This window comes from Streptomyces spinoverrucosus, from assembly GCF_006539505.1.
Classification (GTDB): Bacteria; Actinomycetota; Actinomycetes; order Streptomycetales; family Streptomycetaceae; genus Streptomyces; species Streptomyces spinoverrucosus.
The window spans coordinates 102,343-116,798 of record NZ_BJND01000017.1; the positions used below are offsets into that span (position 1 = coordinate 102,343).

The 14,456-nt window shown below is 68.6% G+C and carries 13 protein-coding genes; 12 read left to right on the plus strand and 1 reads right to left on the minus strand.

Translation table 11 applies throughout. The features are described from left to right. Positions 1 to 69: 69 nt before the first annotated feature. On the minus strand, positions 70 to 906 hold the full coding sequence (locus SSP24_RS12210; RefSeq protein ID WP_141309539.1) for a C40 family peptidase: 837 nt from the start codon (positions 904 to 906) through the stop codon (positions 70 to 72). Positions 907 to 1,632: 726 nt separating this feature from the next. On the opposite strand from SSP24_RS12210, the gene SSP24_RS12215 reads away from it, so the two are divergent. The 12 genes from SSP24_RS12215 to nuoL are packed head-to-tail and all read left to right on the plus strand — an operon-like array spanning position 1,633 to position 14,451. Then, the gene (locus tag SSP24_RS12215; protein WP_007383963.1) at positions 1,633 to 1,992 is read left to right on the plus strand and encodes an NADH-quinone oxidoreductase subunit A; all 360 of its coding nucleotides are present in this window, start codon (positions 1,633 to 1,635) and stop codon (positions 1,990 to 1,992) included. Between the two features lie 13 nt (positions 1,993 to 2,005). After that, positions 2,006 to 2,560, plus strand: a complete 555-nt coding sequence (locus tag SSP24_RS12220; protein ID WP_141309540.1) for a NuoB/complex I 20 kDa subunit family protein — start codon at positions 2,006 to 2,008, stop codon at positions 2,558 to 2,560. Further along, complete coding sequence (locus SSP24_RS12225) at positions 2,557 to 3,297, plus strand: NADH-quinone oxidoreductase subunit C (RefSeq protein WP_141309541.1); 741 nt, start codon at positions 2,557 to 2,559, stop codon at positions 3,295 to 3,297. Before SSP24_RS12220 ends, SSP24_RS12225 begins: the two co-directional genes overlap by 4 nt. Next, a complete protein-coding gene (locus SSP24_RS12230) occupies positions 3,294 to 4,616 on the plus strand; it encodes an NADH-quinone oxidoreductase subunit D (RefSeq protein ID WP_141309542.1) in 1,323 nt (440 codons plus the stop codon). Before SSP24_RS12225 ends, SSP24_RS12230 begins: the two co-directional genes overlap by 4 nt. Then, positions 4,613 to 5,485: an NADH-quinone oxidoreductase subunit NuoE gene (gene nuoE / locus SSP24_RS12235; protein WP_141309543.1), complete on the plus strand. Its 873-nt coding sequence runs from the start codon at positions 4,613 to 4,615 to the stop codon at positions 5,483 to 5,485. Before SSP24_RS12230 ends, nuoE begins: the two co-directional genes overlap by 4 nt. Further along, positions 5,485 to 6,831, plus strand: coding sequence for an NADH-quinone oxidoreductase subunit NuoF (nuoF, locus tag SSP24_RS12240; protein WP_141309544.1), 1,347 nt, complete (start codon positions 5,485 to 5,487; stop codon positions 6,829 to 6,831). Before nuoE ends, nuoF begins: the two co-directional genes overlap by 1 nt. Next, positions 6,828 to 9,332 carry an NADH-quinone oxidoreductase subunit G gene (locus SSP24_RS12245; protein WP_141309545.1) on the plus strand — a complete coding sequence of 835 codons (2,505 nt, stop codon included), beginning with the start codon at positions 6,828 to 6,830 and terminating at the stop codon, positions 9,330 to 9,332. Before nuoF ends, SSP24_RS12245 begins: the two co-directional genes overlap by 4 nt. Next, positions 9,329 to 10,705, plus strand: coding sequence for an NADH-quinone oxidoreductase subunit NuoH (gene nuoH / locus SSP24_RS12250; protein WP_141309546.1), 1,377 nt, complete (start codon positions 9,329 to 9,331; stop codon positions 10,703 to 10,705). The genes SSP24_RS12245 and nuoH overlap by 4 nt, the downstream gene beginning before the upstream one ends. After that, the gene (gene nuoI / locus SSP24_RS12255) at positions 10,698 to 11,339 is read left to right on the plus strand and encodes an NADH-quinone oxidoreductase subunit NuoI (RefSeq protein WP_141309547.1); all 642 of its coding nucleotides are present in this window, start codon (positions 10,698 to 10,700) and stop codon (positions 11,337 to 11,339) included. The genes nuoH and nuoI overlap by 8 nt, the downstream gene beginning before the upstream one ends. After that, positions 11,336 to 12,178 carry an NADH-quinone oxidoreductase subunit J gene (locus tag SSP24_RS12260; RefSeq protein WP_141309548.1) on the plus strand — a complete coding sequence of 281 codons (843 nt, stop codon included), beginning with the start codon at positions 11,336 to 11,338 and terminating at the stop codon, positions 12,176 to 12,178. The genes nuoI and SSP24_RS12260 overlap by 4 nt, the downstream gene beginning before the upstream one ends. After that, positions 12,175 to 12,474 (plus strand): NADH-quinone oxidoreductase subunit NuoK, encoded by a 300-nt coding sequence (gene nuoK / locus SSP24_RS12265; protein WP_141309549.1) that lies wholly within the window; start codon positions 12,175 to 12,177, stop codon positions 12,472 to 12,474. The genes SSP24_RS12260 and nuoK overlap by 4 nt, the downstream gene beginning before the upstream one ends. A gap of 12 nt (positions 12,475 to 12,486) precedes the next feature. Next, positions 12,487 to 14,451, plus strand: a complete 1,965-nt coding sequence (nuoL, locus tag SSP24_RS12270; protein ID WP_141309550.1) for an NADH-quinone oxidoreductase subunit L — start codon at positions 12,487 to 12,489, stop codon at positions 14,449 to 14,451. The last annotated feature ends 5 nt before the right edge of the window (positions 14,452 to 14,456 follow it).

Below are 14,456 nucleotides of genomic sequence, written 5' to 3' on the forward strand. Positions count from 1 at the left end.
GCGCCGACGGGTGCCGTTCGCGAAGAACGGCACCCGTCACGTATGTCTGGTATATGTGATCGATACGGCTCAGAGCACGCGCACCGCACCCGACGCCGGGTAGCCGGAGAGGTCCTGGATGACGACACCCTTGGAGGGGTTGGCCGCGTCCAGGTACTGGCCGTTTCCGATGTACACACCTGTGTGGTACGCGGAGCCCTTGCCGCCCCAGTACAGGATGTCGCCCACCTGGAGGTTGGACAGGGAGACCTCCGTGCCGACCATCGACTGGTCCTGCGACACGCGCGGAAGGTCCACGCCGACCTGCCGGAACGCGGCCTGGACGAGGCTGGAGCAGTCCCAGGCGTTGGGGCCGGTGGCGCCCATGACGTAGGCGTCGCCCAACTGTGCCTTGAGGAAGGAGATGACCGTCCCCACGCTGCCACTGGCCGGTGTCGTCACGCTCGTGTCGGTGCCCACGGACGCGGAGAGGGTCTCCCGCTCGGCGTCGCGCGCGGCACGCTCTGCGGCGGCCTTGCGTGCCTCCTCGGCGGCCTTCTTCCGGGCCTCCGCCTTCTTCTTGGCCTCGGCCAGGTCGGCCTTGGCCTGCTTGGCGGCCTGGGCGGCGGCCGCGTCACGCTCTGCCTGCAGCTCGTAGTTCGCGGCGGCCAACTGCGTGGCGTCCGCCGACCGGGCGACCTGAACGGACAGGTCGGCCGTGAGGGTGGGCAGTTCGAGCGTCTGCGTCACCGGCTCGGCAGCGTTCGCCGAGGCCGACGCGCCGGCCACTGCCACGGTGCTGAGGATGCCACCGGCAACTCCGGCCCGCATCGCCATCTTCGACGTGCTGGGCTGGCGGGGTTTCCGGTGGCTACGTATGTGAGCGGTGTGGGACATGGGAACAACCGGTATCAGGGGCTCCTCCATACCTTCAAGAAACGTGTGGTCCGCCACAGTTGTTCAATCCATGGCCCAAATCCCCGGCGTGCCGCCCTTTATTGACGCCGTAACGGACATTGCGGACGTCGGCCATCAAGCCTGTGATCATGGGCTTTCTTCGTTACGTCCGAATTGCCCCGCGCCTACCACTGGTTGGGACCGTTGGCCAACCCCGCTTCTCAGAGGCCTCTCATGAATGTGGCGGAGGTCACGGAACGGTTACCGGAGTCGGTGCGTCCGGCGGTCGCGCGTGGCGCGCGGAATCGACGCGCCGGGCTCGTGAACGCGTGCACGCGTCCACATCTCGCCGCCGCCTCCCTCTGATGTGTGAACGGGGTCCTCTATCAGGCCCCGGCGTCCAGCTCCAATTTGCATGCAAGGGAACTCTCTTGATATTGAGACGCCCCTCGCGAGCTGCGCCGACGAGCGAAAATGTCACCTCTGGTGATCACTTGGACGCTTCACGTACGAAGATCGCCGATCATCCGACTTCATGATCGTTCATCAGGTGGTGGAGATCACAAAGCTTGTGCAATACCCCGTGTCGCAGATCACAGAGCGGCGGGCATAAGATGCGAGGCAGTTGGGCTTGTGACCTGCTTCACATGTTCTCGATCTTCGCCGGGGCCAGCGGGGCTCGTGGGGCTGATGAGCAGGAAGTGAGCTCAGTGCAACCCGCCAGCAGTCAGTGCCGACTGAGAGGAGCGAGGAGCGGTGAACGCGTATGCGCCCATCCTCGTACTGGGAGCCCTCGGGGCAGGCTTTGCGATCTTCTCCGTGGTCATGGCCACGCTGATCGGTCCGAAGCGGTACAACCGCGCCAAGCTCGAGGCCTACGAGTGCGGTATCGAGCCGACCCCCACGCCGGCCGGCGGCGGGCGCTTCCCCATCAAGTACTACCTGACGGCGATGCTCTTCATCGTCTTCGACATCGAGATCGTCTTCCTCTACCCGTGGGCCGTCACCTTCGACGCCCTGGGTGTGTTCGGGCTCGTGGAGATGCTGCTCTTCGTGCTCACCGTCTTCGTCGCCTACGCATATGTATGGCGGCGCGGCGGCCTGGAATGGGACTGAGGGGCCTTTAGTCATGGGACTCGAAGAAAAGCTGCCGAGCGGATTCCTGCTGACCACCGTCGAGCAGGCCGCGGGCTGGGTGCGCAAGGCGTCCGTCTTCCCCGCCACGTTCGGCCTCGCCTGCTGTGCCATCGAGATGATGACCACCGGCGCCGGCCGCTACGACCTGGCCCGGTTCGGCATGGAGGTCTTCCGCGGGTCACCCCGCCAGGCGGACCTGATGATCGTGGCCGGCCGGGTCAGCCAGAAGATGGCGCCGGTGCTGCGGCAGGTCTACGACCAGATGCCGAACCCCAAGTGGGTGATCTCCATGGGGGTGTGCGCGTCCTCCGGCGGCATGTTCAACAACTACGCCATCGTCCAGGGCGTCGACCACGTCGTCCCGGTCGACATCTATCTCCCCGGCTGTCCGCCCCGGCCGGAGATGCTGATGGACGCCATCCTCAAGCTCCACCACAAGATCCAGACCTCCAAGCTCGGCGTGAACGCCGAGGAGGCGGCCCGGGAGGCGGAGGAAGCGGCGCTCAAGGCCCTGCCGACGATCGAGATGAAGGGGCTGCTGCGATGAGTGAGGCAGGCGGTAACGGGGTCAACCCGGAAAAGGACCTCAGCGCCTCGAACCTCCCGGGGCAGCGCGGCGAGGGCGGTGAGGAGATCCGCGTCCAGCGCGGCATGTTCGGCGCCAACAACGGTGGCGACACCTCCGGCTACGGCGGCCTGGTCCGCTCCGTCCGGCTCCCGGGACCGGCCACCCGCCCCTACGGCGGCTGGTTCGACGAGGTCGCCGACGAGCTGGAGGGCGCCCTGGAGGAACAGGGCCTGCTCCCCGAGAACGCCATCGAGAAGACGGTCGTCGACCGCGGCGAGATCACCTTCCACATCGAGCGCGAGCACCTGGTCCGCGTCGCCCGCACCCTGCGCGACGACCCGGCCCTGCGCTTCGAGCTGTGCACCGGCGTCAGCGGCGTCCACTACCTGAACGACAAGGGCCGCGAGCTGCACGCCGTGTACCACCTGCGCTCGATCACCCACAACCGGCTGATCCGCCTCGAAGTCAGCGCCCCGGACAGCGATCCGCACATCCCGTCGCTGGTCGCCGTCTATCCGACCAACGACTGGCACGAGCGCGAGACCTACGACTTCTTCGGCATCGTCTTCGACGGTCACCCGGCCCTGACGCGGATCATGATGCCGGACGACTGGCAGGGCCACCCGCAGCGCAAGGACTACCCCCTCGGCGGCATCCCCGTCGAGTACAAGGGCGCCCAGATCCCGGCTCCGGACCAGCGGAGGTCGTACTCATGAGCACGCAGCACGCAACTCCGCGCGAGACCACCGAGGGCACCGTCTACACGGTCACCGGTGGCGACTGGGACGAGGTCGTCCAGTCCGCGGCCCGCGCCGACGACGAGCGCATCGTCGTCAACATGGGCCCCCAGCACCCCTCCACCCACGGCGTGCTCCGGCTGATCCTGGAGATCGAGGGCGAGACGGTCACCGAGGCCCGGTGCGGCATCGGCTATCTGCACACCGGCATCGAGAAGAACCTGGAATTCCGCACGTGGACGCAGGGCACCACCTTCGTCACACGCATGGATTACCTGACGTCCTTCTTCAACGAGACCGGCTACTGCCTCGCCGTCGAAAAGCTCCTCGGCATCGAGGACGAGATCCCCGACCGGGCCACGATCATCCGGGTGCTCCTGATGGAGCTGAACCGGCTGTCCTCGCACCTGGTGTGCATCGCCACCGGCGGTATGGAACTCGGCGCCACCACGATCATGATCTACGGATTCCGTGATCGTGAAATGATTCTCGACATCTACGAGCTCATTACGGGCCTGCGGATGAACCACGCGTACATCCGCCCCGGCGGACTCGCCCAGGACCTGCCACCCGGCGCGGTGGACCAGATCCGCGAGTTCGTCAAGAAGATGAAGAAGAACCTCCCCGAGTACGACAAGCTCGCCACCGGGAACCCCATCTTCAAGGCCCGCATGCAGGACATCGGCTATCTCGACCTGGCCGGCTGCATGGCCCTCGGCGCCACCGGCCCGATCCTGCGCGCCGCCGGGCTGCCGCACGACCTGCGCAAGACCCAGCCGTACTGCGGCTACGAGACCTACGACTTCGACATCCCGACCGCCGACACCTGCGATGCCTACGGCCGCTTCCTGATCCGCCTGGAGGAGATGCGCCAGTCGCTCAGGATCGTCGAGCAGTGCCTGGACCGGCTGCAGCCCGGGCCGGTCATGGTCGCCGACAAGAAGATCGCCTGGCCCGCCCAGCTCGCCCTGGGACCGGACGGACTGGGCAACTCCCTGGACCACATCAAGAAGATCATGGGCACCTCCATGGAGGCCCTGATCCACCACTTCAAGCTGGTGACCGAGGGCTTCCGCGTCCCGCCGGGACAGGCGTACGCGGCGGTCGAGTCACCCAAGGGCGAACTCGGAGTGCACGCCGTCTCCGACGGCGGCACCCGCCCCTACCGGGTCCACTTCCGCGACCCGTCCTTCACCAACCTGCAAGCCATGGCGGCGATGTGCGAGGGCGGCCAGGTCGCCGACGTCATCGTCGCCGTCGCGTCCATCGACCCCGTGATGGGAGGCGTCGACCGGTGACCACCTCTTCTTCGGAGCGGGGCGTCAGCCTGGGCATGCCGGAGCTGCCCGCACCCGACTACCCGGACGACGTTCGAGCCCGGCTGGAGCGGGACGCGCGCGAGATCATCGCCCGCTACCCGGACTCCCGGTCCGCCCTGCTGCCGCTGCTGCATCTCGTGCAGGCGGAGGAGGGCCATGTCACGCGCACCGGGATGCGGTTCTGCGCGGACATGCTGGACCTGACCACGGCCGAGGTCACCGCGGTCGCCACCTTCTACACCATGTACCGGCGTAAGCCGAGCGGCGACTACCAGGTGGGCGTGTGCACCAACACCCTGTGCGCGGTGATGGGCGGTGACGCGATCTTCGAGGCGCTCCAGGAGCACCTCGGCGTCGGCAACGGCGAGACCACCGACGACGGCAAGATCACCCTGGAGCACATCGAGTGCAACGCGGCCTGCGACTTCGCACCGGTCGTGATGGTCAACTGGGAGTTCTTCGACAACCAGACCGTTCAGACCGCCACGCGCCTGGTCGACGACCTGCGCGCGGGAGCACGGGTCGAGCCGACCCGCGGGGCGCCGCTGTGCACGTTCAAGGAGACCGCCCGGATTCTGGCGGGCTTCCCCGACGAGCGGGCCGGGGCCGTCGAGGCCACGGGCAGCGCGGGACCGGCGTCGCTGGTGGGCCTCCGCCTGGCCAGGGGAGAGACCGCACCCGCGCGCGTGGTCCACCCGCGGGAGGGCGGCCCGCACGACGAGCCGCAGGACGCCGCCGTCCACGAGCCGTCACCGGCGGAGCACCTCAGCTCGCACGACGCGCCGCAGAAAACATCGGCATCCGACCCCGCCCACCCGGCAGGGCCTACCGCCGAGGAGGGGGAGTGATGACGTTGGCACCCGAGCTGAAGGACCCCAGCCCCGAGAAGCTGCTCGCACCGGTGCTGTCGGCCTTCTGGGACGAGGACGGGTCCTGGACGCTGGACGTCTACCGAAGGCACGAGGGATACGAGGGCCTGCGCAAGGCGCTCGCCATGTCGCCCGACGACGTGATCGCGTACGTCAAGGACTCCGGGCTGCGCGGCCGGGGCGGTGCCGGCTTCCCGACGGGAATGAAATGGCAGTTCATTCCCCAGGGTGATGGAAAACCGCACTATCTAGTTGTCAACGCCGACGAATCGGAGCCCGGAACCTGCAAGGACATCCCGCTCCTCTTCGCGAACCCGCATAGCCTCATCGAGGGCATGATCATCGCGTGTTACGCCATCAGGTCGTCGCATGCCTTCATCTATCTGCGTGGTGAAGTCGTCCCCGTACTGCGGCGGTTGCACTCAGCCGTCGCTGAGGCCTACGCGGCGGGCTACCTCGGCAAGAACATCCTGGGCAGTGAGCTCGACCTCGACATTACGGTGCACGCCGGCGCGGGCGCGTACATCTGCGGTGAGGAAACTGCACTGCTCGACTCGCTCGAAGGCCGCCGGGGTCAACCGCGGCTCCGTCCCCCCTTCCCTGCTGTCGCGGGCCTCTACGCGTGCCCGACTGTTGTGAACAACGTCGAGTCGATCGCCTCGGTTCCCGCCATTCTGAAAAACGGCAAGGAATGGTTCAGGTCGATGGGCAGCGAGAAGTCGCCCGGCTTCACGCTCTACTCGCTCAGCGGTCACGTCGCGAGCCCCGGCCAGTACGAGGCGCCGCTCGGCATCACCCTGCGCCAGCTCCTCGACATGAGCGGCGGGATGCGGCCCGGCCACCGGCTGAAGTTCTGGACGCCGGGCGGCTCCTCGACGCCGTTGCTCACCGACGAGCACCTCGACGTCCCTCTTGATTACGAAGGAGTGGGCGCCGCGGGTTCCATGCTCGGCACAAAAGCCCTGCAGTGCTTCGACGAGACGACCTGCGTCGTCCGCGCCGTCACCCGCTGGACCGAGTTCTACGCCCACGAGTCCTGCGGCAAGTGCACGCCCTGCCGTGAAGGGACTTACTGGCTGGTGCAGTTGCTGCGGGACATCGAGGCCGGCAAGGGCGTCATGTCCGACCTCGACAAGCTGAACGACATCGCCGACAACATCAACGGCAAGTCCTTCTGCGCCCTCGGCGACGGTGCCGCCTCGCCGATCTTCTCCTCGCTGAAGTACTTCCGCGAGGAGTACGAGGAGCACATCACGGGCCGTGGCTGCCCCTTCGACCCGGCCAAGTCGACGGCCTGGGCCGACCGTACGGAGGTGAACGCATGACGGTGACCACGAGCGCTCCCTCCGGTGGGGGAGAGGCGGCAGTTCCGCCGGAAGACCTCGTCACGCTGACGATCGACGGCGTCGAGATCAGCGTGCCCAAGGGCACCCTGGTCATCCGGGCCGCCGAGCAACTCGGCATCGAGATCCCGCGGTTCTGCGACCATCCCCTCCTCGAACCGGCCGGTGCCTGCCGCCAGTGCATCGTCGAGGTCGAGGGCCAGCGCAAGCCGATGGCGTCCTGCACCATCACCTGCACCGACGGGATGGTGGTGAAGACCCAGCTGACCTCGCCGGTCGCCGAGAAGGCGCAGCACGGTGTGATGGAGCTGCTGCTCATCAACCACCCGCTGGACTGCCCGGTCTGCGACAAGGGCGGCGAGTGCCCGCTGCAGAACCAGGCGATGTCCCACGGCAACGCCGACTCCCGGTTCGAGGGCAGGAAGCGGACCTTCGAGAAGCCGGTCCCGATCTCCACGCAGGTGCTGCTGGACCGTGAGCGGTGCGTGCTGTGCGCGCGCTGCACCCGGTTCTCCAACCAGATCGCGGGCGACCCGATGATCGAGCTGCTGGAGCGGGGCGCGCTCCAGCAGGTGGGCACCGGTGAGGGCGACCCCTTCGAGTCGTACTTCTCCGGGAACACGATTCAGATCTGCCCGGTCGGCGCGCTCACCTCGGCGGCGTACCGCTTCCGCTCCCGCCCGTTCGACCTGGTCTCCTCGCCGAGCGTGTGCGAGCACTGCTCCGGCGGCTGCGCCACGCGCACCGACCACCGGCGCGGCAAGGTCATGCGGCGGCTCGCGGCGAACGACCCCGAGGTCAACGAGGAGTGGATCTGCGACAAGGGGCGCTTCGCGTTCCGGTACGCGCAGCTGAAGGACCGCCTTCAGACACCGCTGCTGCGGAACGCCGAGGGAGAGCTGGAGCCCGCCTCCTGGCCCGAGGCGTTGCAGATCGCCGCCCAGGGGCTGCTCGCCTCGCGCGGCCGCACCGGCGTTCTGACCGGCGGCCGGCTCACCATCGAGGACGCCTACGCGTACAGCAAGTTCGCGCGCGTGGCGCTCGACACCAACGACATCGACTTCCGCGCGCGCGTGCACAGCGGCGAGGAGGCCGACTTCCTCGCCGCGCGGGTCGCCGGCCGCGGCCGTGACCTCGACGGTACGGGTGTCACGTACACGTCCCTGGAGAAGGCGCCCGCCGTCCTGCTGGTCGGGTTCGAGTCGGAGGAGGAGGCTCCCGGCGTCTTCCTGCGGCTGCGCAAGGCCTGGCGCAGGCATGGGCAGCGGGTGTTCGCGCTGGCCACGCACAGCACGCGCGGCCTGGAGAAGGCCGGCGGCACGCTGCTGCCCGCCGCTCCCGGCACCGAGACCGAATGGCTGGACGCGCTCGCGAGCGGCGTCGGCCTGGAGGACGACGGTGCGCTGGCCGCCGAGGCGCTGCGCCGCGAGGGCGCGGTGATCGTCGTGGGCGAGCGGCTGGCCGCGGTGTCCGGTGGCCTCACCGCCGCCGTACGGGCCGCGTCCGCGACCGGCGCGCGGCTGGTGTGGATCCCGCGGCGGGCCGGGGAGCGCGGCGCGATCGAGGCGGGCGCGCTGCCGTCGCTGCTGCCGGGCGGGCGTCCGGCGACCGACCCGCGCGCGCGGGACGAGGTCGCGGCTGCCTGGGGCGTCGCCGAACTCCCGCTCCGCTACGGCCGTGACACCGGCCAGATCGTCGAGGCCGCCGCGACCGGTGAGCTGCAGGCGCTGCTGGTGGCCGGTGTGGAGGTCGCCGACCTGCCCGACCCGGCACGCGCGCGTGAGGCGCTCGGCGAGGTGGGTTTCCTGGTGTCGCTCGAACAGCGGCCCAGCGAGGTCACGGAACTCGCGGACGTGGTCCTGCCGGTCGCCGCGGTCGCCGAGAAGGCGGGCGCCTTCCTCAACTGGGAGGGCCGGGTCCGCTTCTTCGAGGCCGCGCTCAAGCCCGACCAGATCACCCGCACACTGGCGCCCACCGACGCGCGCGTACTGCAGATGCTGGCCGACGCCATGGACGTACACCTGGGCCTGCCGGATCTGCGGACCACGCGCGCGGAGCTGGACCGGCTCGGCGCCTGGGACGGGCCGCGGGCCACCGAGCCGCTGGAGAGCGCGGCCGCGCTGCCGCGGCCGGCCGCCGGGGAGGCCGTACTCGCCGGGCACCGGCTGCTGCTCGACCAGGGCCTGCTCCAGGAGGGCGACGAGGCGCTCGCCGGGACACGGCACGCCGCACGCGCGCGTGTGTCGCCCGCCACGGCCGCCGAGGCGGGGGTCAAGGAGGGCGATGTGCTCGCCGTGACCGGACCCGCCGGAAGCGTCCAACTGCCGCTTCGGATCACCGAGATGCCCGACCGTGTGGTCTGGCTGCCGCTGAACTCCGTCGGCGGGGGCGTCGCCTCCGACACCGGGGCGCTACCCGGCTCCCTCGTCCGCATCGGCCCGGCGACGCTCGCCGGTGAGGCCCCCAAGGAGGTGGAGGCATGAGCCCGTACCTCGCCGCTGAAGACCTCTCCATGTTCGGCCGCGACCCGTGGTGGCTGATCGCCATCAAGGCGGTCTTCTGCTTCGCCTTCCTGATGGTGACCGTGCTGTTCTCCATCGTCTGGGAGCGCAAGGTCGTCGCCTGGATGCAGCTGCGCATCGGCCCCAACCGGCACGGCCCGTGGGGCATGCTCCAGTCGCTCGCCGACGGCATCAAGCTGATGCTCAAGGAAGACCTCGTCGTCAAGCGCGCGGACAAGGTGGTCTACGTCCTCGCGCCGATCGTCGCGGCCATCCCGGCCTTCATGGCGATCGCCGTGATCCCCTTCGGACCGGCCGGCAACGAGATCTCGATCTTCGGCCAGCGCACCACGATGCAGCTCACCGACCTGCCGATCGCGATGCTGTACATCCTCGCGGTCGCCTCGGTCGGCATCTACGGCATCGTGCTGGCGGGTTGGAGCTCTGGATCCACCTATCCGCTGCTGGGCGGTCTGCGCGCCTGCGCGCAGATGATCTCGTACGAGATCGCCATGGGCGCCGCGTTCGCCTCGGTGTTCCTCTACTCGGGCTCGATGTCGACGTCGGCGATCGTGGATGCGCAGGCGGACCGCTGGTTCGTGATCCTGCTGCCGGTCTCGTTCCTGGTCTACATCGTGACGATGGTCGGCGAGGTCAACCGTGCCCCGTTGGACATGCCGGAGTCCGAGGGCGACCTGGTCGGTGGGTTCAACACCGAGTACTCGTCGATCAAGTTCGCGATGTTCATGCTCGCCGAGTACATCAACATGGTGACCGTCTCGGCCGTGTCCGTGACGCTCTTCCTGGGCGGCTGGCGGGCGCCCTGGCCGGTCAGCACCTTCTGGGAGGGCGCGAACCACGGCTGGTGGCCGATGCTCTGGTTCGTCGTCAAGGTGCAGCTGCTGCTGTTCTTCTTCATCTGGCTGCGCGGCACGCTCCCGCGGGTCCGCTACGACCAGCTGATGAAGCTCGGCTGGAAGATCCTCATCCCGGTCGCCGTGGTCTGGCTGATGCTCGTCGCGACCGTGCGGGTCTTGCGGAACGAGAACTACGCCTTCGCCGACATCGCCCTCTACGTCGGCGGCGGTGTCCTCGCCTTGCTGCTGCTCTCGTTCGTCGTGGACTTCTTCCGCGACCGCGCCAAGCCCGCGCCCGAACCGCCCGCCCAGCAGCCCGCCTTCGACCCGATGGCCGGTGGGTTCCCCGTGCCGCCGCTGCCAGGGCAGGAGCTGCCACCGGTGCCGCGGCGCCGCTCGCGCCGGGAGCGGGAGCTGATTGTCAGTGGTGGGCCCGATACTCAGAGTGATGGATCTCTGGGTGGATCTACGGATGGAAAGGAGGCGTCCGATGGCTGAGGAGCCCAAGGAGACCAAGCCCGGTTTCCAGAACCCCGTGGCCGGCTTCGGCGTGACCTTCAAGGCCATGTTCAAGAAGCGGCTGACCGAGCAGTACCCGGAGCAGCAGAAGACCACAGCCCCCCGGTTCCACGGACGGCACCAGCTCAACCGCCATCCGGACGGCCTGGAGAAGTGCGTCGGCTGCGAGCTGTGCGCCTGGGCCTGCCCCGCCGACGCCATCTACGTGGAGGGCGCGGACAACACCGACGAGGAGCGCTACTCGCCGGGCGAGCGGTACGGGCGCGTGTACCAGATCAACTACGCCCGCTGCATCCTGTGCGGCCTGTGCATCGAAGCGTGCCCCACGCGCGCGTTGACCATGACGAACGACTTCGAGCTCGCCGACTCCAGCCGCGCCAACCTCATCTACACCAAGGAGCAGCTGCTGGCCGGCCTCGAAGAGGGGATGGTCGACTCGCCGCACGCCATCTACCCGGGGATGGACGAGCAGGACTACTACCGGGGCCTGGTGACGGAGGCCGCGCCCGGCACGGTGCGTCAGGTCGCCGTCTCCAAGGGGGAGACGCCCCAGGAGGCGGCCTCGACCTTCGGTGAGGGCGAGCCCGCCTCGGAGAAGGTGATCGGCCGATGACCACGGAACTCGCCGCCTACACCACCTCCACCGGAGAGGCCGTCCAGTTCTGGATCCTCGGCACGGTCGCGGTGATCGGCGCCCTGTGCACCGTCTTCATGAAGAAGGCCGTGCACAGCGCGCTCTGCCTGGCCGGCACCATGATCGTCCTGGCGGTGTTCTACCTCGCCAACGGCGCCTACTTCCTGGGCGTCGTGCAGATCATCGTCTACACCGGCGCGATCATGATGCTGTTCCTGTTCGTGGTGATGCTGGTCGGTGTCACCGCGGCGGACTCCCTGAAAGAGACCATCAAGGGCCAGCGCTGGCTGGCCCTGCTCTGTGGCCTCGGCTTCGGCATCCTGCTCGTCGGGGGCATCGGCAACGCGTCCCTGACGGAGTTCAACGGCATCGGCCAGGCCAACGCGAGCGGCAACGTGGAGGGTCTCGCGGCCCTCATCTTCACCAAGTACGTCTTCGCGTTCGAACTCACCGGCGCCCTGCTGATCACGGCCGCCGTCGGCGCCATGGTGCTCACCCACCGCGAGCGCACCGAGCGCGCCAAGACCCAACGCGAGCTGTCCGAGCAGCGCGTACGCCAGGGCAAGCACGTACCGCCGCTGCCGGCGCCCGGCGTGTACGCGCGGCACAACGCCGTGGACATCGCGGGCCTGCTGCCCGACGGCACCTCGTCCGACCTGACGGTCAGCAAGACGCTGCGCGAGCGCGGCCAGATCCGGGACGTGTCCACCGAGGCGCTCAACGATCTGCGGGCCCTCGAACAGCGCGCGGAGGAGCGGCTGGAGCGGAACGCGATCGAGCCGCCGACGTTCAAGCGGGCCGAGGAGGCGTCGAAGTGAACCCGGTCTACTACCTCTATCTCGCCGCCCTGTTGTTCACGATCGGCGCGACCGGCGTGCTGATCCGGCGGAACGCGATCGTGCTGTTCATGTGCATCGAGCTGATGCTCAACGCCTGCAACCTCGCGTTCGTCGCCTTCTCCCGGATGCACGGCAATCTCGACGGCCAGATCATCGCGTTCTTCACGATGGTCGTCGCCGCGGCGGAGGTCGTGGTCGGCCTCGCGATCATCGTGTCGCTGTTCCGTTCCCGCCACTCGGCCTCGGTCGACGACGCCAGCCTGATGAAGCTCTAAGGGGTCGCTGAAGTGGAGAACCTGATTGCGCTGCTGATCGCGGCGCCCCTGCTCGGAGCGGCCGTCCTGCTGTGCGGCGGCCGACGGCTAGACGCCGTCGGCCACTGGGTCGGCACGGTCCTCGCGTTCGTCTCCTTCGCCCTCGGCGCGGTCCTCTTCACCGACCTGCTGGGCAAGGACGCGGAGCACCGGACGCTGACGCAGCACCTGTTCAGCTGGATCCCCGTCGAGGGCTTCCAGGCCGACGTCGCCTTCCAGCTCGACCAGCTGTCGATGACGTTCGTGCTGCTGATCACCGGCGTCGGCTCGCTGATCCACCTGTACTCGGTCGGGTACATGGAGCACGACGAGCGGCGCCGCCGCTTCTTCGGCTACCTGAACCTGTTCCTCGCGGCGATGCTGCTGCTCGTCCTCGCCGACAACTACCTGCTGCTGTACGTCGGCTGGGAGGGCGTCGGTCTCGCCTCCTACCTGCTGATCGGCTTCTGGCAGCACAAGCCCAGCGCCGCCACCGCCGCGAAGAAGGCCTTCCTGGTCAACCGCGTCGGCGACATGGGCCTGTCGATCGCGATCATGCTGATGTTCACGACGTTCGGCACGTTCGCCTTCGGGCCGGTGCTCGGCAGCCACGAAGAGCCGGGCCTCGTGGGCGACACCTCCGAGGGCATGCTCACCGCGATCGGCCTGATGCTGCTGCTCGCCGCCTGCGGCAAGTCCGCCCAGGTGCCGCTGCAGTCCTGGCTCGGGGACGCGATGGAGGGCCCGACCCCGGTCTCGGCCCTGATCCACGCCGCGACGATGGTGACGGCGGGCGTGTACCTGATCGTCCGCTCCGGCGCCGTCTTCAACGCCGCGCCCGACGCACAACTGGTCGTCACCATCGTCGGAGCGGTCACGCTCCTGTTCGGTGCGATCGTCGGTTGCGCCAAGGACGACATCAAGAAGGCGCTGGCCGGCTCGACCATGTCGCAGATCGGCTATATGACCCTCGCCGCCGGCCTCGGCCCCATCGGCTACGTCTTCGCGATCATGCACCTGGTGACGCACGGCTTCTTCAAGGCCGGGCTGTTCCTCGGCGCCGGTTCGGTGATGCACGGCATGAACGACGAGGTCGACATGCGCCGGTACGGCGGCCTGCGCAAGTACATGCCGATCACCTTCGTCACCTTCGGCCTCGGCTATCTCGCGATCATCGGCTTCCCGGGCCTGTCCGGCTTCTTCTCCAAGGACAAGATCATCGAGGCGGCGTTCGCCAAGGGCGGCACCGAGGGCTGGATCCTCGGCGGCGCGGCCCTGCTGGGCGCGGCCATCACGGCGTACTACATGACGCGCGTGATGCTTCTGACGTTCTTCGGAGAAGAACGCTGGCGGCACGCCCCGACCCCGTCCCCGGCCGAGCCGAGCGTGGAGCCCGCCGCCGAGACGCGTGGCGAGCACGCTGAGCCACACCCGCACGAGTCGCCCAAGGTCATGACGATCCCGATGATCCTGCTGGCCGTCGGATCGGTCTTCGGCGGCGCGTTCTTCAGCATCGGCGACCGGTTCGTGCACTGGCTGGAGCCGGTCACCGGCCATGACCACGGGAACCCGCCGGTCAGCGCGCTGACGGTCACGCTGTCCACGGTGGCCGTGATGGTGATCGGCGTCGCGGTCGCCTACGCGCAGTACGGCCGCCGCCCGGTCCCGGTCGTCGCCCCACGCGGGTCGCTGCTCACCCGGGCCGCCCGCCGCGACCTCCTCCAGGACGACTTCAACCACGTCGTCCTGGTCCGCGGCGGCGAGCACCTCACACGGTCCCTGGTGTACGTCGACCACACCCTGGTCGACGGAGTCGTCAACGGCACGGCGGCTTCGGTCGGCGGCCTGTCCGGACGGATGCGCAGGCTGCAGAGCGGCTTCGCGCGGTCGTACGCGGTCTCGATGTTCGGCGGCGCGGCGATCCTCGTCGCCGCGACCCTGCTGATGAGGGCGGTCTGATACCG

Coding starts and splice junctions, on each gene's coding strand:
- SSP24_RS12210 (WP_141309539.1), bottom strand. CDS start 906: ATGGAGGAGCCCCTGATACCGGTTGTTCCCATGTCCCACACCGCTCAC.
- SSP24_RS12220 (WP_141309540.1), top strand. CDS start 2,006: ATGGGACTCGAAGAAAAGCTGCCGAGCGGATTCCTGCTGACCACCGTC.
- SSP24_RS12225 (WP_141309541.1), top strand. CDS start 2,557: ATGAGTGAGGCAGGCGGTAACGGGGTCAACCCGGAAAAGGACCTCAGC.
- SSP24_RS12230 (WP_141309542.1), top strand. CDS start 3,294: ATGAGCACGCAGCACGCAACTCCGCGCGAGACCACCGAGGGCACCGTC.
- nuoF (WP_141309544.1), top strand. CDS start 5,485: ATGACGTTGGCACCCGAGCTGAAGGACCCCAGCCCCGAGAAGCTGCTC.
- SSP24_RS12245 (WP_141309545.1), top strand. CDS start 6,828: ATGACGGTGACCACGAGCGCTCCCTCCGGTGGGGGAGAGGCGGCAGTT.
- nuoH (WP_141309546.1), top strand. CDS start 9,329: ATGAGCCCGTACCTCGCCGCTGAAGACCTCTCCATGTTCGGCCGCGAC.
- nuoI (WP_141309547.1), top strand. CDS start 10,698: ATGGCTGAGGAGCCCAAGGAGACCAAGCCCGGTTTCCAGAACCCCGTG.
- SSP24_RS12260 (WP_141309548.1), top strand. CDS start 11,336: ATGACCACGGAACTCGCCGCCTACACCACCTCCACCGGAGAGGCCGTC.